The organism is Marinobacter segnicrescens, assembly GCF_900111555.1.
Lineage (GTDB): Bacteria > Pseudomonadota > Gammaproteobacteria > Pseudomonadales > Oleiphilaceae > Marinobacter > Marinobacter segnicrescens.
On sequence record NZ_FOHZ01000005.1, the window covers coordinates 120,965 to 142,567 of the forward strand.

Consider the following 21,603-nt stretch of genomic DNA (forward strand, 5'->3'; position numbering starts at 1 on the left):
ATCTTGGCGGAACAAGCTCGAGGTTTCGACCTGCACGAACAGGTTCCGGTCTACGCCGGCCCCATCCTGCGCCGGGCAGAACCCCGACGATTGTGTCTGTGGCTCGCCGCAAAGCCGGACCTGACCTTCAGGCTGCGGGTCACCGACGCAAAACAACACTGCCTGACAGATCGTGCTGTCATGGCGAAGGAAATCACCGAGATTCCCATTGGCGCCCACGCGACCCTATGGCTTCTCGAGATCATCCTGAGCGAGCCATTACCTGAAGCCTGCTTCCTGCACTATGACCTTGGTGTGCGAGACAGGAACGGCACAGATACACCCTGGCAGTTCACCCGCCAGTGGGCGCCCCACCTGTGCCAGCCTGGCCAGCCGGCGCCCCGCTTTGTCCTCAAGACGACCATCGACCGTTTGCTGCATGGCTCCTGCCGGCGCCCGCACCACCCCGCAGCGGACGGACTGTGCCGGGTTGACCGGGAACTTGCCAGCGCCCAAGACGCCAGCGGCTACCCCGCCCTGCTGATGCTGTCCGGTGACCAGGTGTATGCGGATGACGTGGCCGGCCCGATGCTGCATGCGATTCAGTGCGTCATCCGCACGTTGGGCCTGTTCCAGGAGGAAATTGAAGGTGCTGACGTAAACCACAGCGAGCAGCTCTTTTCCCATCAAAAGAGCTTTTACCGGCGGGATGAGCTACTTCCCCAGTCCCACTCCAGCGAAGCCCTCGTGGAAAAGTTCTTCGGCGGGGTTCGCAAGCCGGTCTTTACCACCGCCAGCGCGGGCAACCACCTGATCTCCTTTGCGGAAGTCATCGCCATGTACCTGCTGGTCTGGTCCCCTGTTCCATGGCGCTGGGTCACAGACGATGGTCCGCAGCTCGATGATTCCCTGCAGCACCGTTACCAGCAGGAAGCAGAGCACATCCGGCACTTCCGTGACGGCCTGGAATCGGCGGCCAGGGCGCTGGCAAGCGTACCTGTGTACATGATCTTCGACGACCACGATATTACCGACGACTGGAACCTCTCCGCCCTGTGGGAGAGTACAGCCTACGAACACCCCTTTTCCCGGCGGATCATCGGCAATGCCCTGATGGCCTACCTGGTCTGCCAGGGGTGGGGCAACGCCCCGGAGCGGGTAGAGCCGCTGATCCGCAAGCTGCATCCGGTGCTGGACGTTGAGCGCCGTGGAGATGGCGTACTCAATCGTCAGCCCCAGGACCAGCTGATTACAGAGTTACTGGCGTTCAATAACTGGCACTACACCCTGTCCACCGTTCCGAAGATAGTGGTACTGGACACCCGGACCCGTCGCTGGCGCAGTGAAATCACTCGCTCCCGCCCATCCGGGTTGATGGACTGGGAAGCTCTCACGGATTTCCAGCACGAATTGCTGGACCAGCATTCCGTGATTGTGGTCTCACCCGCGCCGATGTTCGGGGTCAAGCTGATCGAGGTTATCCAGAAGGTGTTCACCTGGTTTGGCAGACCCCTGACGGTCGACGCCGAGAACTGGATGGCCCACCGGGGAGCGGCCAATGTCCTGCTCAATATCTTTCGCTACAGCGGCACCCCCGACAATTTCGTTATCCTTTCCGGGGACGTGCACTATTCCTTTGCCTATGATATCCGCCTGCGCCACCATCCTGAGACGCCCCGCATCTGGCAAATCACCAGCTCCGGGATACGCAATGAATTCCCCGACCGCCTGCTGGACTGGCTCGACCGGCTGAACCGCTGGCTGTATGCCGCCCGGTCACCGCTGAACTGGTTTACCAAGCGCCGTCGAATGCGAATCTACCCCCGGCTGCCTTCGGGGCGCAGCCACGGAGAAAGGCTCTGGAACCGGTCGGGTATTGGCGAGGTAAGGCTGGACAGTGAGGGCGCCCCCAGGGAAATCCGGCAGCTCAATGCTGACACCGGTGAAACCCGCTTCGAGGCGGCCCGAACCCGGGTCTGACCCGCGCCCGGCCTGTTACAAGACGCCCTCTATCCAGTCTACGATCCAGGGAACCAGCATGGCAGTGGCGAAAGCGGACAGAGCCATGGCCAGTCCCGAGAACGCGCCCATCTGCTTGCTCACCTGGAATGCCCGGGCTGTACCAATGCCATGGGCCGCCACGCCCATGGCAATACCCTTCACGCTGTCGTCCCGAATGCCGAACCATTGAAACAGGCGCGTCCCCAACACAGCGCCCACAATCCCGGTAACCACCACCAGGACGGCCGTCAGGGACGGCAGTCCGCCGATGGCATCAGAGATACCCATAGCCACAGGTGCGGTAGCCGATTTTGGCGCCAGCGACAGCTGGGTCTGGCTGGTAGCGCCCAATACCCTTGCCAGCAGGATGGAACTGACCGCCGCGAAGACAACACCGGAGACAATGGCCAGGCTGACCGGCAACCAGAGCTGGCGGAGGCGGGAGAGCTGCTCGTAGAGTGGGACCGCCAGCGCCACCGTCGCCGGCCCCAGCAGGAAATGGACGAACTGGGCACCTTCGAAGTAATCCTGGTACGGGATGCCACTGACCAGCAGAACCAGGATAATCAATGCCATGGCAACGAGTACCGGGTTCAGCAGGGGCGAACCACCAGCTCGCTGATAAATCCGGAAAGCTGCAAGGTAAGCCAGCAGGGTCATGGTGAGCCCAAGCAATGGCGAGGCAGCCAGGTAAACCCAGATATCCGCCAGGTCCGGCTCATTCATGGTCCTTTTCCTCCGTCCGGTAACCTGGCACCAGCCAGCGGGTGGCCAGCATCATCACGGCTGCTGTTACCAGCATGGTCAGCACCGTGGTGACCAGCAGCACAGCCACAACCGGCAGCCATTCTGCCATCAGCCGGTCACCATGCACCATCACGCCCACCCCGGCCGGCACGAACAGAAGGGATAGATGGGCCAGCAGCCCGGAACTGGCCGTAGCCAGGGATTCCGAAACGCCTTTACGAGCCAGCAGGAAAACGAACAGCAGGATCATGCCCAACACGGGCCCGGGTACAGGCCAGGCCAGCAACCTTACGGTCACCTCGCCGATCAGCTGCAGCACCAGTAACAGGGTTACGCCCACCAGGAAACTCATACCGGCACCCTGTTAGAAATGAGAAGTATTTTCGAAATCATCGTTTGCAAGTTGCCTCGTCATCCAGACCCGACTGGCAGTAACCGCCATGATACCGGACGCCACCCAGGCCCAGACAAGCATTGAACGGGCGCTGCGCTTCTTCCAAAGTCTCCTGGACCAGCCACTTACGATAAGCTGAGGCAAGACTGTCCTATACGTTCTGAACAAGTCCCGTGAAACATAAAAACCCGCCAACCGAACTGCTCACAATCATTGGACAGTTCAGCTGGCGGGTTCTTGTTTTCCTCAATAACAGCGAGCCTCGCTGGCGACCTTACACTGACGGCAGCCCCGACAGGGCCATACCCAGCTCGGCATCGTCATATTCGTAGTCACCCAGCTCACCGGCGAAGTAAGCGGTATAGGCCGCCATATCAAAGTGGCCGTGACCACAAAGGTTGAACAGGATCACCTCTGAGGTGCCTTCCCGCTTGCAACGCAGGGCTTCCTCAATGGCGCCCTTTACGGCGTGGTTGGCTTCCGGTGCCGGCACAATGCCCTCCGCCCGGGCGAACATCACACCCGCCTCAAAACACTCGCGCTGGGTGTAGGCCGTGGCCTCGAACAGCCCCAACTCCTTGGCATGGGAAACCATCGGTGCCATGCCGTGATACCGCAGGCCGCCGGCATGGAAGCCCGGAGGCGTAAACTGGGAGCCGAGCGTATGCATCTTGGTCAGCGGAGTCATATGGGCGGTGTCGCCGTAATCATAGGCGAACTTGCCCCGGGTCAGGGTCGGACAGGCGGACGGTTCCACCGCCACAATACGTGGGCTTTCCCCGCCACGCAGGGCATGGCCCATGAAGGGGAAGGCGATACCAGCGAAGTTCGAGCCGCCACCGGTACAACCTACGATGACGTCCGGCCAGGCGTCTGCCATTTCCATCTGTTCCATGGCCTCCAGGCCGATAATAGACTGGTGAACCAGTACATGGTTCAACACCGAGCCCAGGGCATACTTGGTGTTCGGGTCCTGGACCGCCAGCTCAACGGCTTCTGAAATCGCAATGCCCAGGCTGCCGGTATGGTCCGGATTTTCCGCCAGGACCTTGCGCCCGAATTCAGTCAGGTTGGAAGGCGACGCAACGCATTTGGCGCCATAGGTTTCCATCACCGCCCTGCGGTAGGGCTTCTGGTCGTAGGAAACCCGCACCTGAAAAACGTTGACGTCCATATCAAACAGGGAGCCGGCAAAGGCCAGTGAGGTGCCCCACTGGCCGGCACCGGTTTCGGTGGTCAGCCGGTTGATCCCTTCCTGCTTGTTATAGAACGCCTGGGGGATCGCCGTGTTGGGCTTGTGGCTACCTGCCGGGCTGACGCCCTCGTACTTGTAGAAGATCTTCGCCGTCGTACCCAGCGCCTTTTCCAGGCCGTGGGCCCGGTACAGGGGCGCCGGACGCCACAGTCGGTAAACCTCACGTACCGGCTCGGGAATCTCGATTTCCCGCTCGGTGCTTACTTCCTGCTCGATCAGCGCCCTGGCAAACAGTGGTTCCAGGTCTGCAGGGCCAACAGGCTCTTTGGTAGCCGGGTGGAGTACCGGGGCCATAGGCTCGGGGAAGTCTGCCTGGATGTTGTACCAGGCTTTCGGCATGCGGGTTTCGTCAAGGATGTATTTTGTTGTCATTGGTTCGGGTTCCTTACAACGCGATTGCAGAGATGCCCACATTACCATATCGGATGGCCGCCGGAAGTGCTCCACAGCAATATCCGGCACTGGCCACAAAGGACTGCCGACGCTGATTCATTACCAAATGTTCGATATCGGCCATTTCCAGCTCTGTTAACCTTGGCGTCAGTTTCCTTAAGGAAACCGGGAACTTCCCGCAGACTACCAACGCACAACAAACCGTAAGGGTGTGTCTTATGAAAAACGGACTTCGCGGGCTGGCAGCCGCCGTTGCCCTTTTCCCTGCCGCTTCCATGGCAGAGAACCTGAGCTACAACTACCTGGAAGGTGGCCTTGCCTTCTACCCGGACTTCGAATCCCAGGATTTCATCGGGCTGGATACCCGGGGCTCCGTAGCTCTGAACGAAAACATCTTTGCCTTCGGCGGTTTCAAATACCTGACCGATGACGTCGACCTGACAGCCCTGCACGCTGGCGCCGGCTATCGCCATGGACTGGATGCCCGCACCGATATCTGGGGCGGCCTGACCATGGAATACCAGGAGTATGACTGGGACCGGGGTGGTGAGGTGGATGACACCGGCCTTGGCCTCCGTGCCGGCCTGCGTCACCAGCTCAACAACGATCTGGAACTTGGCATTGGCGGCAGGGTGGTGAGTGGCGACCTGGACTATGTGGGCTTCACGGGCACTGCCCGCTACGCTATCGAGCCTGACTTCAAGCTGTTCGCCGAGCTGGACGTCTATGACGGTGAGCCTGGCATTCTGGGTGGGGCAACCTTCGAATTCTGATATCCATTTGTTCCCGGGCCCCAACTTCCGGGGTCCGGGAATCTGTACCTTCGGAACAATTGCCCCCGCAAATCATTAACCCGCCTCAAGCCAGGGTGAGACTCCCTCCCAGAGCGCCAGCTCTTTCAGCCCGTCCAGGTTGCGATAACGCAATCCCGCCGACGAATCCTCAATGAGCCCGTCTTCCTTGAGCTTGCTCAGGGTGCGGCTGACATGGACGATACTGAGCCCAAGGGTATCAGCAATGATCGCCTGGGGCAGCTTCAGGTTAAAGTCTCCATTGGCGGTGATCAGCGCTCGGTTCCTGGCACTCTCACTGACCGGATGCAGCTTGCTGGATGCCAGGGCCCGGCTTCGTACTTCGAGCAGAAAATGCGCGATGCGCTGGCTCGCCGGACTATGGGCTACCCCCATCAACCTCTTGGTGAGAATCGCGTGCTCTTTGGCAATGCATTCAACCAGTGCCCGGGAGAGTGCCGGCTCGGCATAGCACTGACGGGTAAAATCATCGACGGGATAGGCAACCAGTTCCGCCTGGGTCAGTGCCGAAACACTACTGACGAAGCGACGCTGGGTGAGAGCTTCCAGCCCTGCAAAGTCCCCCGGAAAGGCCAGGTCAATAATCTGCCTGCGACCGTCTTCATCATAGCGGAATGAAAAACACAAGCCGCTCTTTACCACAAAGACATGACCGGCTGCGTCCCCTTCCGCGTACAGGTTTTCCGATTTGAAGACACTGACTGAAATAGAACACATATTACAGATACTGAAAGGGTCAACGGATTTACCGGCATCGGCCTGTCCACTTCTTTCCTTCAGGGCTTCAGGAATTCTCCAACCCATAACGACCTCGATCTTTTTTTCAGGCACACAGTGATTCCACGCGGGCGACATACCAGGCGCCCCTCCGGACAAAATGAAACCCTATTTCATACAGCGGGTTAGTGGATAACCAATGAAAGCAGATTAAAAACAGCATCCCACCAGTGATGCCCATAGGACCAACGTTAGCGTATTAAAAACAATTATCAACGATAATTTTATGCCGCCAAATGCGGCACAATATATGTTAATGCGAGACCGCCCCTTATCGGATATTATTCCAGAATCATTTATTTATTTGATATTTTTTTGGGTGGCCGTCACCGCGAACAGAAAGCAGCGCCAGGAACGTTCAACCAATCCAGTCATCCCCCTTGTTTATACTCTTGCAACCACCGCTGCCTGATGCGGCACCGGTAACGTCCTGACGTACGACGGGACGTGTCCTTCGAAGTCGAATAACCATAATTTTACATGAAGATTAATTAAGGTCGGCCCAAGTGTACGGAGGCTGTTTTGCCTCAGGATAACCAGTTTCCTCATCACTTCTATCGCAACTCAATACAGTTAAACGCTGCCCGAATTCGCCGTTATTAACTCATGTTATGAGCGGCCGTCGTGGATCACTTTTTCCTTCCGTAACCATCTGAACGTTCCTCACACTGCGTTAATGAAGCCATTTGCCACGGCGCCCGCGTTGTCCGACGCTGACCCGGTAACCAGCACTTGCGAATGGACACCACAAGGAGCAAACCATGGCAGAGCGATTCACTTTCACAAACCGGGGCAAGGGTGGAGAGACTCACCAGTCGGCAGGACAGGGCACCCCGGTCATGACAACGCCACAGGGGGCCCCCATTGCCGATAACCAGAATTCCCTGAAAGGCGGCACTCGCGGTCCCACTCTGCTGGAGGACCATATTCTCCGGGAGAAACTCTTCAAGTTTGACCACGAACGCATACCGGAGCGGGTAGTACATGCCCGGGGCATGGGCGCCAAGGGCTATTTCGAGAACTATGGCGATCTGTCAGATATTACTTGCGCCGATATCTTCCAGCGGGCCGGAGAGCAAACCGAGGTGTTCGTGCGCTTCTCCACGGTGGCTGGAAACAAGGGTTCGGCCGACCTGCCCCGGGACGTCCGTGGCTTTGCCACCAAGTTCTACACCAAGGAAGGCAACTGGGACCTGGTGGGCAACAACATTCCGGTGTTCTTCATCCAGGACGCCATGAAATTCCCGGACCTGGTCCACGCAGCCAAGCAGGAGCCGGACCGAGGCTTCCCCCAGGCCCAGACCGCCCACGATAACTTCTGGGATTTTGTGACCCTCACTCCCGAGAGTGTCCATATGCTGATGTGGGCCATGTCGGACCGGGCCATTCCCCGCTCGCTGCGGTTTATGGAGGGCTTCGGCGTGCACAGCTTCCGGTTTGTGAACAGCCAGGGGGAGTCGAAGTTCGTCAAGTTCCACTGGAAGCCCCTGCAAGGACTTCAGTCCGTGGTCTGGAACGAGGCCCTGAAGATCAACGGCGCGGACCCGGACTTCCATCGGCGGGACCTGTGGGAGTCCATCCAGAACGGTGACTACCCTGAATGGGAACTGGGCGTTCAGGTCTTTGATGACGACTTTGCCGACCAGTTCGAGTTCGATATTCTCGATGCCACCAAGATCATCCCGGAAGAACAGGTGCCCGTACGTCCCATCGGCAAGATGGTACTTAATCGGGTAGTGGACAACTTTTTCGCCGAAACCGAGCAGGTCGCCTTCTGCACCCAGAACATTGTGCGTGGCATTGATCATTCCAACGATCCCCTGCTGCAAGGACGCAATTTCTCCTACCTGGACACTCAGCTCAAGCGACTTGGTAGCCCGAACTTCACCAACATTCCGGTCAACGCCCCACGGTGCCCCGTCCACCACCTGCTTCAGGACGGGCATATGACCATGAAAAACCCCACCGGGCGGGTCAACTACGAGCCCAACAGCTGGGCCCCGGAGGCCGCCGGTCCAAGGGAGTGCCCGGAAACCGGGTTCCAGTCACACCCGACACCAGTGGAAGGCGTCAAGGAACGGGTCCGCTCGGAAACCTTCGCAGACCACTACAGCCAGGCCCGCCAGTTCTATATCAGCCAGACAGAGATTGAGAAGCGACACATCAAGAGCGCCTTCGTGTTCGAGCTGAGCAAATGTGAACGGCTGGATATCCGAGAGCGGATGGTGTCCCACCTGCTGAATATGGACAAGGACCTGGCCAGTGATGTAGCAGAAGGCCTGGGCCTGAAGGACATGCCAGATGCGGCAGAAGCGGCCATGACACCCCGCACCGACCTGCCGGAGTCGCCGGCACTCAGCATCCTCCTGAACGGTCCCAAATCGTTCAAGGGTCGCAAGGTGGGTGTTCTGGTGAGCGAGGGCGTCGACGCCGCCATCTTCAAAAAGCTCAGGGAAACCCTGGAGGGGGAAGGCGCGCGGCTGGCGGTGGTGGCCCCCACCATCGGCGGTGTAAAAGACAGTGACGGCAACCCGCTGGCTGCGGATGAGAAGGTGGACGGCGGCCCGTCGGTCATCTTCGACGCCGTTGCCCTGCTTCCATCCGACGATGGCGTAGACGACCTGGCCAGGGACGCCACCGCCCGGGACTTCGTCGACGATGCCTTTGCCCACTGCAAGTTCATTGGCTACACCCCGGCCGCACGCAAGTTGTTCGACAGCATCGGCATCACGGCGATGCTGGATGACGGCTGCATCCCCTTCAACGGCCCGGACGACACCGGCAAGTTTATCGAAGCCTGTCGCGATGTCCGCTACTGGCCCAGGGAGGAGAAGGTCGATCAATTCTGACGCCATGCCCCGTTCCGGACGCGGGACGGGGCGTTTTTCCCTTGTCGCGGGCGCGACTGGTTAGCTATAGTGATTTCAAACAACCACAATAACGTCTGCTGATGAGGATCCCCCTATGAACGACATGACGGTAGGCGCACCTGAACGCGCCAACTTCTCTGACATGAAAGAAGGCACCCAGGAAGACTGGGAGATTATCGGCGGCTGCTTCCGGGAATTTGCCAAGGGCCATCCTGACCGCATCCTGGAACACCTGAAACTACTGGGCGGTGACTTCGGTGGCTTCAAGGTGGACCGCCTTACCCACTGCTTGCAAACGGCCACCCTGGCCCACCGGGATAGCAAGGACGAGGAGTACGTGGTTTGCGCCCTGCTCCACGACATTGGTGACACCCTGGGCACCTTCAACCACGCTGATATCGCAGCCGCAATCGTCGAACCCTTTGTGTCCGAGGAAAATCACTGGATGGTGAAGCACCACGCCATCTTCCAGGGCTACTACTTCTTCCATCACCTGGGCATGGACCGCAACCTGCGCGAGCAGTACCGGGACCACCCTTACTACGAACGCACCCTGGAGTTTGTCAGCAAGTACGACTCCCCGGCATTTAACCCGGATGGTGAAACCCTGCCGCTGGAATTCTTTGAGCCCATGGTGCGCCGCGTTATGGCCAAGCCCAAGCGGTCACTGTACAAGGCCGTGTCCGAGTAGACCCGAACGGGAATAAAAAGGCCCGGTCAGGGAAACTGGCCGGGCCTTTCTGGTTCAGGATCCGTGTTCAGGCGATCTGAAGCAATCGTAACAACTGGGGCCGATGTCGGTCGGGCAAGACATCCTCAAGCGTGTACTCGTCCAGGGCTTCCAGGAACGCCTTCAGGGCGTGGGCAAAGGCTCCCTTGAGCCCGCAAACCGGGGAAATGACGCAGTGTCCTTCCGATGAAAAACACTCCACCAGGTCCAGGTCCTGCTCGGTTTCCCTTACCAGTACGCCAATATTGATGGTGCTGGGCTCACGATGCAGCCTCATACCACCGCTCTTGCCTCGCACGGTTTCGATGTAGCCTTTCTTGTTGAGCTGATGTACCACCTTCATCAGGTGGTTCTTGGAAATCTGATAGCTGTCGGCAATCTCCTGGATCGTGGAGAGCCGATCCCGCCGCATGGACAGGTAGATCAGCACTCGCAACGAGTAATCGGTGTAACGGGTAATGTGCATCTGGGACTCCTGAACCCTCGTTTTTCAGGGGACAACCCCCTGACACGTCATGCTGTCGGCCTGGTGAACAGAAAGATCACCAGGCCCGAAAAAAATACACCAGTAATAGCCAGCACCAGTGGTTGTGCCTGCCACCACCATATGAACCCCCAACTGGTTGCCAGCAGGGATGCTGCCAGCCACTTTGCAGAAAGTGGCACGGCCTGTCTTTCACGCCAGTCGCGTATCAGCGGCCCAAACCGGCGATGGCCATGGAGCCAGCTTTCGAATGCCGGCGACCCACGACTCGCGCTCCAGGCGGCCAGTAACACAAAGGGCGTTGTCGGCAGCAGTGGCAAGACAATGCCTGCGACGCCCAGCCCCAGACTAATATACGCAAGCAACCGGTAACCGGTTTTGCCCATATTGGTTATCTCCGCCCCCTGCTCAACAGGCATCAGACTGTTACCCCTGAAAAGACAGCATCACCAAGGCCAGGTTCCGCAATGATGCCTGCCACGAGCGGGGTCCGCCTGCGACATTCAGTCGCAAAAACAACCACTTTACCCTAATTCAATGGACAGGTCTGCCCAGGGAATAAAGGGATACCAGCCGCGTGACATAGGAAAGCTTCAGCGTGGTCGCAAAAATCAGCGTACCAATATGGGCGCCGACCTGAGCCGGCATTGGCAGGCTCCCGGCCAGTGGGTATGCAAGCACAACGGTAGCAATCACCGCCATTACACTGGCCAACAATGCCCCGTTCGCGAACTTCAGAAGACGCTCCATAAATTGACTGTCTGCCATGCTGCCCCCTCTTATAACATTCACATGCAATACATGTATTAAAGCGCAAGCATTGTTAAGATGCAAGTGTTATGCATCTTATTGCGGATCTGGCTCTTATCCAGAGCGATAACTGACCAGTCGCCCAGGGGAGCTGCGCTAACGACGGACGGATACTTCGGGCAAGGTAATACTCCTGCGGGGGTATCGGATTCGCGTCCCAGGTTTGCCATACTTGGTCTAAGCTTGTTGATACACCTCGAGTTACCACAGGACAGGAAAGCAGACATGCCCGAATCCAGGTTGACTGACCGCTTTGGCCGCACCGTCAATTACGTGCGTCTGTCTGTCACTGACCGGTGTGATTTCCGCTGTGTGTACTGCATGGCAGAGGACATGACCTTCCTGCCACGCCAGCAGGTGCTGACCCTGGAAGAGATCGCACGGGTCGCCCGTACCTTCACGGAGCTGGGCACTGAGAAGATCCGCCTTACCGGTGGGGAGCCACTGGTCCGCAAGGATATTCTCGAACTGGTGAGGGAAATCGGCCGTTACGGCCTGCGGGACTTTGCCATGACGACCAATGGCAGCCATTTGCCAACCATGGCAGAGGATCTGCGCCACGCCGGATTGCACCGCCTCAATATCAGCCTGGATTCCCTGGACGAGGACAAGTTCCGCCGCATAACCCGTACGGGGCGTCTTTCACAGGTACTGGATGGCATCGACGCCGCTCGTGAGGCAGGCTTCCGGGGCATCAAGCTCAACACGGTCGTACTCAAGGGCCGTAACGATGAAGAGGTACCGGCGCTGGTCGACTTCGCACGTCGCAAGGGTGTCGATATTACCTTTATCGAGGAAATGCCCCTTGGCCAGATCACCGAGCACGACCGGGGCGAGGCCTTCTGCAGCAGTGATGAAGTCCGGGACATAATTCGCCGGCACCATGACCTGGTGCCAGCCACGGAAGACTCCGGTGGCCCGGCACGCTATTACCGCATGCCTGGCAGCAAGACGCGGGTTGGTTTTATTTCACCCCACTCCCACAACTTTTGCGCCACCTGCAACCGGGTTCGCGTTACCGTAGAGGGACGGTTGCTGTTGTGCCTGGGTAACGAGCACTCCGTCGACCTGCGCCGCGTCCTGCGCGGTAACCCGGTCAGCGACGACAAGCTCCAGCAAACCATCATCGATGCCATGGACCTGAAGCCCGAGAAGCACCACTTCGACCTCAACGGTGATGTCCAGATCCTGCGCTTCATGAACATGACCGGCGGCTGATATTCAGGTCGCCCCGTCTTCCCAGCGCAACGCCACGGCCCGGGCATCATCCAGCGTGCGGACATAGGTCAGCACCCCGGCCTGCTTGCGCACCCCGGCTCGTCTCAACTTCACGACAATCCTTGCTGGCAGTCCGGCGAGAATCAGGCTGACGCCCTCCCGCTGCATCTCTTCCATCAATGAACGCATGGCCACAAGGGCAGTGCCATCCATGCTGGGCACATCGTGCATATCCAGGATCACCGTGCGAACGTGTTTATCTACAACGTGCAGTGAACGCAGTGCGGTCTCCGCGACCCCGAAAAACAGGGGTCCGTTGATGTCATAGACCACCACCGATGCCGGCAATCCGTTCAATGAGGGATGGTGATCAGCCAGGGCGGGCTCCGTATGGGTGAGCAAGGCCATCCGCCGGATGAACAGGGCCGCCGCCAGCCCGACGCCTACGGCCACCGCCAGAACCATGTCAAACAGCACGGTCAGGCCGAAGCAGGTCACCAGGATAACCACATCTTCTGCAGGCGCCGACCGCAGGGTATGGACGAAGTGCCTCGCCTCACTCATATTCCAGGCGACAATGAACAGCAACGCCGCCAATGCCGCCATGGGCACCAGGCCAAGCACTCTCGCCAGCACTACCACCGATAGCAGTACTATAACGGCGTGCACCAGTGCGGCCACCGGCGACCGCGCCCCGCTGCGAATGCTCGTCGCGGTACGGGCCAGCGCCGCGGTCGCGGTGATACCACCAAACAGGGGCGCGGCAATATTGCCCAGCCCCTGGCCAATCAGTTCGGCATCCGGGTCATGACGGGTGCGGGTCAGCCCGTCCGCCACCACGGCACACAGCAGCGACTCAATAGCGCCGAGCATGGCAATCGCAAACGCCGGGCCCATCAGCGACCGGAACAGGTCAAAATTCAGCACAAGCGGCTGCCCATCCGGCCCGGGCAACTGCCACGGCGCCATAAACGTGGGCAACACCGGAGGAATGCCCTGGCCGGATTCGCCACCGGCCTCCCAGGTAAAGCGGGAAGCAATGGTCTCCACGGCCTGGGCACCGTCGCTTCCGAACATGGTGTTAACACCCCATGCTGCCAATCCGCCGGCAACAAGGCCTACCAGGGGCGCTGGCACCGGTATACCCAGTTTGGGCCAAAGCAGCATAAGGGCCAGGGTGAACACACCGATACCGAACTCAAACGGTTCCAGTGTCGGAAAGGACGACAGGATAATCCCGATGTTCTCGGTGAAATGCTCCCCCATGGGCCCGGTCGTCAGACCAAGGAAATCCGGCACCTGCAGCATGGCAATCACCACGGCAATGCCGGCGGTAAAGCCAAGCACCACGGGATAGGGCACGAACTGGATCAATCGCCCCATACGCGCCATGCCCAACGCCACCAGAAGCAGCCCCGCCATCATGGTGGCAATCAGCAAACCGCCCAGACCGAATTGCTGGACAATGGGAAAGAGGATAACGACAAAGGCAGCCGTCGGACCGGACACGTTAAACCGGGCGCCCCCGGTCAGTGCAATGATGGCACCGGCAACAATGGCGGTATACAAACCATGCTGGGGCGGCACCCCGGTGGCGATGGCCAGTGCCATCGACAGGGGCACGGCGACCGTCCCCACCGTCATCCCGGCCATCACATCCTGTCGCAACTCTGCAGCCCCGTAGCCCTCCCGCAGGGCCCCACGAAGCCCGGTGGCAATACCGGGAAGACTGACCGGAAACCGTTGACGCGCCATGGCAACCCCTCTGTCGGAAGCAGGCACCCGGCATAAGCGAGCCGGACACCCGGTAATTCGAAAGCAAACTATGTTAATCACATTAACATGTGGTTATTATGGTTCGCAAATGATTCGGCCGGAATCCGCATTGCCGGAATCGGCCAAAAACATTAACATTAAATGTTAATAGAACAGACAGGAGACGAGTGGTGGAAAAGAAGACGGCGCGGCTGACCCTGCTGATCGACCCGAACAAGAAGAAGGCGTTCGAGCAACTCTGCGCCTCACAGGACCTGACCCCGTCACAGGTGGTGCGGCAGATGATCCGGGAGTACTTGCGGGAGCATGGCGTGAGCTATGAAACGGAAGGCAGGAATCCGGAATCCTGAGGACTCTGGCGAACGGCGCGTCGGGGCGGGATTCAGGAGTTCACTTCAGTGGCAAACCTGCAATTTCGTGAGGCGGCCAGCAATCAAGTCCGGGCTCAGTGTCCCTGGGGGCTTTCAGAGCAGGGGCATGGATGCCCCGGAAGCGTTGGGGTGGCAGGACGCCCCTCCAACGCGGCGGCGAAAGCCCCCAGGGGCAATGAGCCTCCACCCAAACCCGCAGGCCTGAGAAAACAGGCCTGAGAAAACAGGCCTGCGAATCAACCATCAAAACAAACACTACATGGAATGAGAACCACCCATCCCGGAAGACATCCCACCTCCGGAACTCAGATGCTCCATCGTCACATCCGCAAAGGCCACAACCTCACCCCCGAATTCCGAGGCAAACGCCTCAGCCGCTGACTCCTCAGCAAAGGACGCCAGAGTGGGCCCCATGGCACCGGTACGCTCAGACCCGACCACATAGAACGCCTCACGGGCATCAATCAACGCCGCATCATCCGGCTTGTCCCACTCGGTCCCGGCCATATCGTGCACATACAGCACATGGTCACGGTTCACGTTCTCCGGCTGTAATACCCAGGAGAACATATCCTTGGTGGAGCAGAACTTGCGAACCTGCTGCTCCTTGCCGGAAATCGACTCACCCTTGGGCCCCGGGAAACGGGTGATCACCATGCCACAAACGTGGCACTCATCGCCGGACTCGAAATGAACCGGCTCAGGCTTTGCCTGGGCCGTTTCCTCCGACCCGGAACAAGCGGCCAGGGCGACCACGAAGGCCATGATTAAACCGGTGCGCACTACAAACGAAAGATTCATCAACAGACTCCAGGTTCAGATACGACGATTACGGAACAGGGCCCAGGCACCGGCCAGGGGAATAACAAACCAGACCGCAAGGGCAACCCACAGCCCGCCCGGCCCCATGGGCAGGTCCGAGCCCAGGCTGAGCACGCCCGTCAGCTGCGCACCACCCTCGAAGGCCACGATATTGAGCAGACGGTAAATATCCGTGGGATTGAGCAACAGCAACCAGGGCAGAAGATCCGGGTTCAGCTTGCCTTCACTGGCCACCAGTACGCCCAGCAATACCAGGTCAAAGATCAGTACAAAGAAAAACCAGATCGCCAACGCCAGGCCTGCTGCCAGCGGCTTCTCACTCACCCGCACGCTCAGCAGGTCGCCGGCCCTGGCGGTGTCGTTACGGATAATGCGGTCAGTCGCTACCTGACCCGTCACTGCCAGCCCGAAGATCGGCTCCGGTGAGTCGATGCTGTGTCCGCCAGCCAGCGTGATACCGGCCGCGGCACAGACGGCGCGGCCTCCGTCCAGCACCTCGCCGGCAATCTCGGGCGCCAGGCGATCCACCGGCCAGCCCAGGATGGCGATGGCCATCAGCGGTTGACCGCCCATGGCGTAGACATCACTGATGGCGTTGGCGCCGGCGATGCGACCGAAATCGTAGGGGTTATCAACTACGGGCATGAAGAAATCCGTGGTGCTGATAATGCCCATGCCGTTGCCGATATCCGCCACGGCGGCATCGTCACGGCTGTTGTTACCAACCAGTAATCGCGGATCGCTGAACTCTGGCGTCCCGGTATGGAGGATACGGTCGAGAACATCCGGGGCAATCTTGCAGCCACAGCCGGCTCCGTGACTGAATTCGGTCAGTCTGACAGACAAGGTTCTATTCCTATGATCGACAAAAAGTGAAAACGGATAACGGAGCAACCAGGCTGCGTGCAAATCACGCGATCAACCGGCCCGGCACCCTAGCCGGGAGCGGGTCCGAACAACCGGTCGGTGAGTCTGACGTACCAGGCTGCAGCCTGGACCTGCACGATATAGGCCAGGGCAATGAGCAGGGCGGCATCGGCACCCTCGGCTCCAAATACCCCCATGGCAATCGCCAGGGCAATGGAGAGATTCCTCATCACCGTTCCGTAAACCAGGGCAATGGCATCACCGCGGGGAAACATCAGTCTGCCAACCAGGGTACTGATGGTGAAGTTGAGCAGGTAGATCAGTACCAGTGGCACCAGGTAAGCCAGTAACGCCTCCGGCTGCTCCATAATGTCCTGTGACTTCAGGGCCATGGAGACAAACACTACCCCCAGAACACCCAGGGTCGAAAACGGAGGGAACTTTGGTTTCAGGTCTTTCTGAAACACCTGTTCACCATGTTTCGAGATCAGGTAGCGCTGGGTGAAATGTCCCAAAACCAGGGGCAGGAACACAATCAACGCAATCTGCACAAACACCCTGGTGACAGGGATCTCAATCACAGCTCCCAGCAAGCCCTTCAGGTAAAGCGGCGCAAGCAGGGAACCGGCAATCAGGCCGACCACGGTCATCTGCACGGCTGCAGGCATGTTGCCCTTGGCAAACCCGGTCCAGGAGATGGTCATGCCCGACGTGGGCAGCAGGGACGTAAGCAATATTGCCAGCCGCGCAAAGGGCTCATCCGGGAAAAACAGCAGGCCGGCACCATAGCCAATCGCGGGCACCAATACAAAGTTGATCAGCTGGGTCACCCACAGCAGCTTTCCACTGCCCCGCTTGACCAACTGGCGCAGGTTCATGGTCACCATCATCGGGTAAACCATCAGGAAGGTCAGCGGCAGAATGGCCAGTCGTAGCGGTGCAGGGTCTGCCAACTGGCCGGATACCAGCCCGGCGATCATGGCCAGGGGGATGCTCCAGATCAGGTGTTTCTGCATCCAGGCGAGTATCGGCCACATGGTAATTGCCCTTTATTCAGCTGACCGGCTTCTCTTCCTTTAGTCCCAGCTTTTTGAGAATTGCCATGGCCGGGCACCATTTGGTAAAGGCAGACTGAATCAGGTTAAGGGCAATGAAGCCAGTAAACAGCAGCCACCAGGGGCTGACGTAATGGGCCAGCAGGATGGATATCAATACAAACACGCCGGCCATCAGGCGAAGACCTTCGTTGACTGTCATCGGGGCACCTCCTCAAGGGCATATTGATATACCTTCACCCTATTATTCTGACGGTGCAATGACCTGCGTCATTTTGTCTGGCTCCCGAATCAAAGAAACTGGCTAGACTCAGATAGTCAGTACCTGACTCGGGACCAGGAGATCACCATGAATCCGTTTACCGTGAGGCTCTTCCGCTACCACCCGGAGCACGACGATCAGCCCTGGAGCCAGGACGTCGAGGTGGACGGCAGTTTTCGTAACCGGATGGTGCTCGATGTTCTGGAGCATCTGAAAACCCGGGACACCACCCTGGTGTTCCGGCGCTCGTGCCGTGAAGGGGTATGCGGTTCCGATGGCCTCAATATCAATGGCCGCAATGCGCTTGGGTGCATCACACCGGTGGAAGAGGCGCTGGGCAATAAGGATTTACTGGAAATCCGTCCCCTGCCCGGCATGCCCGTCATCCGCGACCTGGTCGTGGACCAGTCCCTGTTTTTTGAACAATACAAGCGTATACAGCCGTGGCTAATCAATAACAAACCGGCCCCCGGTATTGAACGCCTGCAAAGCCCGGAAGACCGTGCAAAACTGGACGGCCTGTACGAATGCATCCTGTGCGCCTGCTGTTCATCGGCCTGCCCTTCCTGGTGGTGGAACCCGGAGAAATACATCGGTCCGTCCGGACTACTTCAGGCCCATCGTTTCCTGCAAGATTCCCGCGATACAGCCACCGCCGAGCGGCTGGAAAAACTGCAAGACCCGTTCAGCGTGTTTCGCTGTCGTGGTATCGGCAACTGCACTGCCTATTGCCCCAAGGGGCTGAACCCCATGAAGGCCATCGGGCGTATCAAGGAGATGCTGTTCCGCGAGGGGGTCTGAGGCTGGATCGCGTTGAAGATGGGCAAGCACTCATTTCTCGTGCATTACGCCAGCCTGGCCACCGTCACGCTTGAGCAAAAGATCAATATCCGCCGCCGCCATTGGCCGGTAAAACAGGTAGCCCTGGTAGCAGGTGCATCCAACAGACTGAAGAAATTCCCGTTCAGCGTCCGTTTCAACTCCCTCGGCAATCACATCCATTGACAGCGATTTCGCCATATCGGTTATGGCCTGAACCAGCCCCTGTTTTTTGGCGTCCAGCTCAATGCCCTTTACGAACGCAATATCGATTTTTAATCTGTTTACCGGGAACTCCCGGAGGTAGGCTAGGTTGGAGTGCCCGGTTCCGAAGTCATCAATCGCAAGGCTGACCCCCATGGATTTGAGCTTTTGCATGGTCTCCAACGTTCGATGAAAACCCGCCATGGCAACATGCTCAGTCACCTCAAGCTCTATCAAGTGCGCCGGAACAGCGGCGTTTTCGAGCATTTCCAACAGGGTTTCAGCAAAATGCGCGCGGGAGAAAAGACTCGCGGATACGTTAACCGACACTGGCATGACCCGGTCCTGATACCGTTGAACCCACTCCCCAAGTTGCTCAAGAACCTGTTCCATTACCCACCGGTCAATGTCCGAGATCTGGCCGTTTTCTTCCGCCGTCGGTATAAAGATGCCGGGAGAAATCAGACCCTTCTCCGGATGTTGCCAGCGAACCAGAGCTTCAAACCCACTGACCTCAGGCTGACCACTACTACAATCAACTTTTGGCTGGAAGAGAACAAAAAGCTGTTCCTGGTCAATCGCTATCTGAAGCTCCCTGCGAAGGGTCAGCCTTGTCCTGGCATCCTCTTTCATCGCCGGGGAATAAAAGCAGTGCCTGGAGCCCCCGGTGGCTTTGGCATGGTACATGGCAGTATCGGCTGCCTGGACCAGGGTATCCAGTTCATCCCCGTCGTTACCCGCAACAGCGATACCCAGACTGATATCAATCTGGATGTCATAGGACTCGATCTGGAAAGGCTCGGCCACCTTTTTTCTGAGGCGGGCCGCCAGCTCTTTCACCGGTTTCCGGTCACCTTTTATAAGAAGGACGAACTCATCGCCTCCAAACCGGCAGAGCAGATCTCCAGCCCGGATACAGCTCTGCATGCGCATTGCCACATGCTGCAGTAAGCGGTCGCCAATATGGTGCCCAAGGGCATCATTCACATGCTTGAATCCATCCAGATCAGCAAACACCAGTGACCACGCCTGACCTGTACCATTTTCGCCCACGCATCGCTCGAACTGTGTGCGTAAATAATGCCGGCTGGGCAAACGGGTTAAAGGGTCGAAATTAGCCAGTTTTTCAATCCGTTGCTCATAACTCAGTTGCTCTGACGCATCCTCCATGACCGAGATAAGATGCTGAACCTTTCCCTCACCGTCAAATACTGCTGAAACGGTACCCCGGAACGGCAGCGCCTTGCCTTCCCTGGTGCGTTTCCATAACTCGCCGGACCAGAAACCTTTCACGGCCAGCATATCAAACAGGTCTTTATAAAACGCCCGGTCCTCCTTGACGGAGATCAGAACCCTGGCGTTTTGCCCAAGCACCTCATCTTTCGAGTACCCCGTCAGCTTTGTGAAAGCCGCATTCACATCCACGATGCCCCCATGCCTGTCAGTAATCATGATGGCCTCTTTGCTGTGCAGAAACACCTCAGCGGTTTGCTTCAGGCGCGCCTGGGTATCGTACATGGCAAGGGCAAAACCGATATCGTCGATCATCTCCTGAATCGAACGGGACAAGTCGGGTTCAAAGATCTGATGGTCCGCCGAAAACACGCTCAGGGTTGCAAACGCCTGCCCCTGCTTCATGAGCGGAAAAACTCCGGCATGAGTGACCTGGTCGCCCCTGGCTCCCTTGCCGGAATTGTCGAGGCAGGAAAAGAAAGCAGGGGCGTCCAGTGATACGGCAGGACTGATGAAACAGTCAGAACTGACATCTGCAACCTCGCGCACCTTCCCCTCGCTATCACTGTACATACAGGTCTGCCGGCCTGCAGACACCACTCCATCGAGACAACTCTCATCAATACAGACCCGGGAGAACATCCCTTCTGTAACCAGTATCCGACAGGCCTCCCGGAAAACCTGCGGCTGGGTGCTGCCCTCCTTGATCAGAAACTCGTTGAGCTGACTTTTCATGCGGCTGATTGCGTTCTGCCGCTCAAGCTTCTGATAGGCGCTTTGTCTTTCGTGAATCAGCGCCCCCAGCATCCATACAATGACTGCATTGATTACCAGGAACAGCGACAGCGTCAGCATACTGCCTATGCCTTGGCCGGCTGCCAGCGGCACCCCGGCCGAGTCGGCCCAGTAGGCCACCAGGGTGACAGCCAGCACCACCGCGAGACTTTTCTCGAGAGGCAGCCAGATAGCCATAAATAACATGACAGGGATCAGCAGATAACTTTGCGCCGGGAATGAACCGCTTCCGATGGTGCCGTGGGTGAATACGACAATCGAAAGTGCTGCCCCCAGAATTAGCGATACCAGAAACCGGATATCCAGGTATCGGTCAGACACTGCCTTATGGGTCACACGATCAAGCAGTAGCAAAAGTAACGGTGCAACCAGGACCAGTGAGGTGATTCGCCTGACCCACCACCAGATCCAGAACAGCCAGCCGTCCATGGAATAGGGTGCGCCATCGAGCCCTGTCCTGAACAGCGCCAGCATCAAACCTGCTGAAAGCAGAGTAGGTATGGCCGCTCCATAAAGGAGAAAACCGGTTACCCTTGCCAGCGTATTGGGCAACTTCGACGCAGGCGCATTGAGGTGGATCAGCCAGCATCCTGCCCATGCCTGTAACACCAGCGTGACGCTGGCCACACCTGCAGTTGCGAAGGGTTCTCTGACCAGATAGACCTTTACAACGAAATCGCAAAGAGCTGCCAGAACCAGAAACGCGTGAAACCCTCTCCTGCTGTGATCAAACAGGGTAATAGCCCCGGCCAGAAGAACGCCCCCATTAGCCAGGTACAGGGCAAACCCGTAGGTAGCATCCAGGACAAGATGCCCCAGCGTTGACAGGAAGACATAGCCAAGCAGCCACGGCCACCAGCTGCTAAGCCAGTTGGGCGCGCGCGTAGCCAGTGATCGGTAACCTGGCGCTGCGAGCGGTCTCATCCAAG

Annotated in this window: 20 protein-coding genes; 7 read left to right on the forward strand and 13 right to left on the reverse strand. The window is 58.2% G+C overall.

Annotated features, from left to right (window positions below; genetic code table 11):
• Positions 1-3 precede the first annotated feature (3 nt).
• Positions 4-1,959, forward strand: coding sequence for an alkaline phosphatase D family protein (locus BM036_RS07295; protein ID WP_245742516.1), 1,956 nt, complete (start codon positions 4-6; stop codon positions 1,957-1,959).
• A 15-nt stretch (positions 1,960-1,974) separates the two neighbouring features.
• On the opposite strand, the gene BM036_RS07300 is transcribed toward BM036_RS07295, so the two are convergent.
• From BM036_RS07300 to BM036_RS07310, 3 genes are all read right to left on the reverse strand, one after another.
• The gene (locus BM036_RS07300; RefSeq protein ID WP_091850007.1) at positions 1,975-2,706 is read right to left on the reverse strand and encodes an LrgB family protein; all 732 of its coding nucleotides are present in this window, start codon (positions 2,704-2,706) and stop codon (positions 1,975-1,977) included.
• Positions 2,699-3,079, reverse strand: a complete 381-nt coding sequence (locus BM036_RS07305) for a CidA/LrgA family protein (RefSeq protein ID WP_091850009.1) — start codon at positions 3,077-3,079, stop codon at positions 2,699-2,701. Before BM036_RS07305 ends, BM036_RS07300 begins: the two co-directional genes overlap by 8 nt.
• A gap of 316 nt (positions 3,080-3,395) precedes the next feature.
• Positions 3,396-4,748, reverse strand: a complete 1,353-nt coding sequence (locus BM036_RS07310; RefSeq protein WP_091850011.1) for a TrpB-like pyridoxal phosphate-dependent enzyme — start codon at positions 4,746-4,748, stop codon at positions 3,396-3,398.
• Positions 4,749-4,987: 239 nt separating this feature from the next.
• On the opposite strand from BM036_RS07310, the gene BM036_RS07315 reads away from it, so the two are divergent.
• Positions 4,988-5,542 carry a porin family protein gene (locus BM036_RS07315; protein ID WP_091850013.1) on the forward strand — a complete coding sequence of 185 codons (555 nt, stop codon included), beginning with the start codon at positions 4,988-4,990 and terminating at the stop codon, positions 5,540-5,542.
• 75 nt (positions 5,543-5,617) lie between these two features.
• On the opposite strand, the gene BM036_RS07320 is transcribed toward BM036_RS07315, so the two are convergent.
• On the reverse strand, positions 5,618-6,412 hold the full coding sequence (locus tag BM036_RS07320; protein ID WP_177186020.1) for a Crp/Fnr family transcriptional regulator: 795 nt from the start codon (positions 6,410-6,412) through the stop codon (positions 5,618-5,620).
• A 707-nt stretch (positions 6,413-7,119) separates the two neighbouring features.
• Between BM036_RS07320 and BM036_RS07325 the strand changes: the two genes are divergently transcribed.
• Positions 7,120-9,207: a catalase gene (locus BM036_RS07325; RefSeq protein ID WP_091850017.1), complete on the forward strand. Its 2,088-nt coding sequence runs from the start codon at positions 7,120-7,122 to the stop codon at positions 9,205-9,207.
• A gap of 115 nt (positions 9,208-9,322) precedes the next feature.
• Positions 9,323-9,919, forward strand: coding sequence for an HD domain-containing protein (locus BM036_RS07330; RefSeq protein ID WP_091850019.1), 597 nt, complete (start codon positions 9,323-9,325; stop codon positions 9,917-9,919).
• 67 nt (positions 9,920-9,986) lie between these two features.
• On the opposite strand, the gene BM036_RS07335 is transcribed toward BM036_RS07330, so the two are convergent.
• From BM036_RS07335 to BM036_RS07345, 3 genes are all read right to left on the reverse strand, one after another.
• On the reverse strand, positions 9,987-10,424 hold the full coding sequence (locus BM036_RS07335; protein WP_091850021.1) for an RrF2 family transcriptional regulator: 438 nt from the start codon (positions 10,422-10,424) through the stop codon (positions 9,987-9,989).
• Positions 10,425-10,471: 47 nt separating this feature from the next.
• Positions 10,472-10,861 (reverse strand): YbaN family protein, encoded by a 390-nt coding sequence (locus tag BM036_RS07340; protein ID WP_245742517.1) that lies wholly within the window; start codon positions 10,859-10,861, stop codon positions 10,472-10,474.
• 115 nt (positions 10,862-10,976) lie between these two features.
• Positions 10,977-11,210, reverse strand: a complete 234-nt coding sequence (locus BM036_RS07345) for a hypothetical protein (protein WP_245742519.1) — start codon at positions 11,208-11,210, stop codon at positions 10,977-10,979.
• A gap of 267 nt (positions 11,211-11,477) precedes the next feature.
• Here BM036_RS07345 and moaA point away from each other — a divergent pair, with 267 nt between their 5' ends.
• Positions 11,478-12,470: a GTP 3',8-cyclase MoaA gene (moaA, locus tag BM036_RS07350; protein WP_091850023.1), complete on the forward strand. Its 993-nt coding sequence runs from the start codon at positions 11,478-11,480 to the stop codon at positions 12,468-12,470.
• A gap of 3 nt (positions 12,471-12,473) precedes the next feature.
• Here moaA and dauA read toward each other — a convergent pair whose 3' ends face one another.
• Complete coding sequence (gene dauA / locus BM036_RS07355; RefSeq protein WP_091850025.1) at positions 12,474-14,225, reverse strand: C4-dicarboxylic acid transporter DauA; 1,752 nt, start codon at positions 14,223-14,225, stop codon at positions 12,474-12,476.
• 191 nt (positions 14,226-14,416) lie between these two features.
• Here dauA and BM036_RS07360 point away from each other — a divergent pair, with 191 nt between their 5' ends.
• Positions 14,417-14,596, forward strand: coding sequence for a ribbon-helix-helix protein, CopG family (locus BM036_RS07360; RefSeq protein ID WP_091850027.1), 180 nt, complete (start codon positions 14,417-14,419; stop codon positions 14,594-14,596).
• 276 nt (positions 14,597-14,872) lie between these two features.
• Here the strand turns inward: BM036_RS07360 and BM036_RS07365 are convergent, their stop codons facing one another.
• The 4 genes from BM036_RS07365 to BM036_RS07380 form a co-directional block, all read right to left on the reverse strand.
• Positions 14,873-15,418, reverse strand: coding sequence for a nitrous oxide reductase accessory protein NosL (locus tag BM036_RS07365; RefSeq protein ID WP_091850029.1), 546 nt, complete (start codon positions 15,416-15,418; stop codon positions 14,873-14,875).
• A 15-nt stretch (positions 15,419-15,433) separates the two neighbouring features.
• Complete coding sequence (gene selD, locus BM036_RS20285) at positions 15,434-16,285, reverse strand: selenide, water dikinase SelD (protein WP_091850031.1); 852 nt, start codon at positions 16,283-16,285, stop codon at positions 15,434-15,436.
• An 89-nt stretch (positions 16,286-16,374) separates the two neighbouring features.
• The gene (locus tag BM036_RS07375; RefSeq protein WP_091850033.1) at positions 16,375-17,343 is read right to left on the reverse strand and encodes an arsenic resistance protein; all 969 of its coding nucleotides are present in this window, start codon (positions 17,341-17,343) and stop codon (positions 16,375-16,377) included.
• Between the two features lie 16 nt (positions 17,344-17,359).
• Positions 17,360-17,563, reverse strand: coding sequence for a YgaP family membrane protein (locus BM036_RS07380; RefSeq protein WP_091850035.1), 204 nt, complete (start codon positions 17,561-17,563; stop codon positions 17,360-17,362).
• Positions 17,564-17,710: 147 nt separating this feature from the next.
• Here BM036_RS07380 and BM036_RS07385 point away from each other — a divergent pair, with 147 nt between their 5' ends.
• Positions 17,711-18,424: a succinate dehydrogenase iron-sulfur subunit gene (locus BM036_RS07385; RefSeq protein WP_091850037.1), complete on the forward strand. Its 714-nt coding sequence runs from the start codon at positions 17,711-17,713 to the stop codon at positions 18,422-18,424.
• A gap of 30 nt (positions 18,425-18,454) precedes the next feature.
• On the opposite strand, the gene BM036_RS07390 is transcribed toward BM036_RS07385, so the two are convergent.
• Positions 18,455-21,598: a bifunctional diguanylate cyclase/phosphodiesterase gene (locus BM036_RS07390; protein WP_091850039.1), complete on the reverse strand. Its 3,144-nt coding sequence runs from the start codon at positions 21,596-21,598 to the stop codon at positions 18,455-18,457.
• Positions 21,599-21,603: the final 5 nt, after the last annotated feature.

What these genes read in the sequence shown, in the direction of transcription:
- moaA (WP_091850023.1), top strand. Translation starts at nt 11,478, where the DNA reads ATGCCCGAATCCAGGTTGACTGACCGCTTTGGCCGCACCGTCAATTAC.
- BM036_RS07305 (WP_091850009.1), bottom strand. Translation starts at nt 3,079, where the DNA reads ATGAGTTTCCTGGTGGGCGTAACCCTGTTACTGGTGCTGCAGCTGATC.
- BM036_RS07345 (WP_245742519.1), bottom strand. Translation starts at nt 11,210, where the DNA reads ATGGCAGACAGTCAATTTATGGAGCGTCTTCTGAAGTTCGCGAACGGG.
- BM036_RS07385 (WP_091850037.1), top strand. Translation starts at nt 17,711, where the DNA reads ATGAATCCGTTTACCGTGAGGCTCTTCCGCTACCACCCGGAGCACGAC.
- BM036_RS07300 (WP_091850007.1), bottom strand. Translation starts at nt 2,706, where the DNA reads ATGAATGAGCCGGACCTGGCGGATATCTGGGTTTACCTGGCTGCCTCG.
- BM036_RS07390 (WP_091850039.1), bottom strand. Translation starts at nt 21,598, where the DNA reads ATGAGACCGCTCGCAGCGCCAGGTTACCGATCACTGGCTACGCGCGCG.
- BM036_RS07310 (WP_091850011.1), bottom strand. Translation starts at nt 4,748, where the DNA reads ATGACAACAAAATACATCCTTGACGAAACCCGCATGCCGAAAGCCTGG.
- BM036_RS07340 (WP_245742517.1), bottom strand. Translation starts at nt 10,861, where the DNA reads ATGCCTGTTGAGCAGGGGGCGGAGATAACCAATATGGGCAAAACCGGT.
- BM036_RS07365 (WP_091850029.1), bottom strand. Translation starts at nt 15,418, where the DNA reads ATGAATCTTTCGTTTGTAGTGCGCACCGGTTTAATCATGGCCTTCGTG.
- BM036_RS07325 (WP_091850017.1), top strand. Translation starts at nt 7,120, where the DNA reads ATGGCAGAGCGATTCACTTTCACAAACCGGGGCAAGGGTGGAGAGACT.
- BM036_RS07330 (WP_091850019.1), top strand. Translation starts at nt 9,323, where the DNA reads ATGAACGACATGACGGTAGGCGCACCTGAACGCGCCAACTTCTCTGAC.
- BM036_RS07335 (WP_091850021.1), bottom strand. Translation starts at nt 10,424, where the DNA reads ATGCACATTACCCGTTACACCGATTACTCGTTGCGAGTGCTGATCTAC.
- BM036_RS07380 (WP_091850035.1), bottom strand. Translation starts at nt 17,563, where the DNA reads ATGACAGTCAACGAAGGTCTTCGCCTGATGGCCGGCGTGTTTGTATTG.
- dauA (WP_091850025.1), bottom strand. Translation starts at nt 14,225, where the DNA reads ATGGCGCGTCAACGGTTTCCGGTCAGTCTTCCCGGTATTGCCACCGGG.
- BM036_RS07375 (WP_091850033.1), bottom strand. Translation starts at nt 17,343, where the DNA reads ATGTGGCCGATACTCGCCTGGATGCAGAAACACCTGATCTGGAGCATC.
- BM036_RS07315 (WP_091850013.1), top strand. Translation starts at nt 4,988, where the DNA reads ATGAAAAACGGACTTCGCGGGCTGGCAGCCGCCGTTGCCCTTTTCCCT.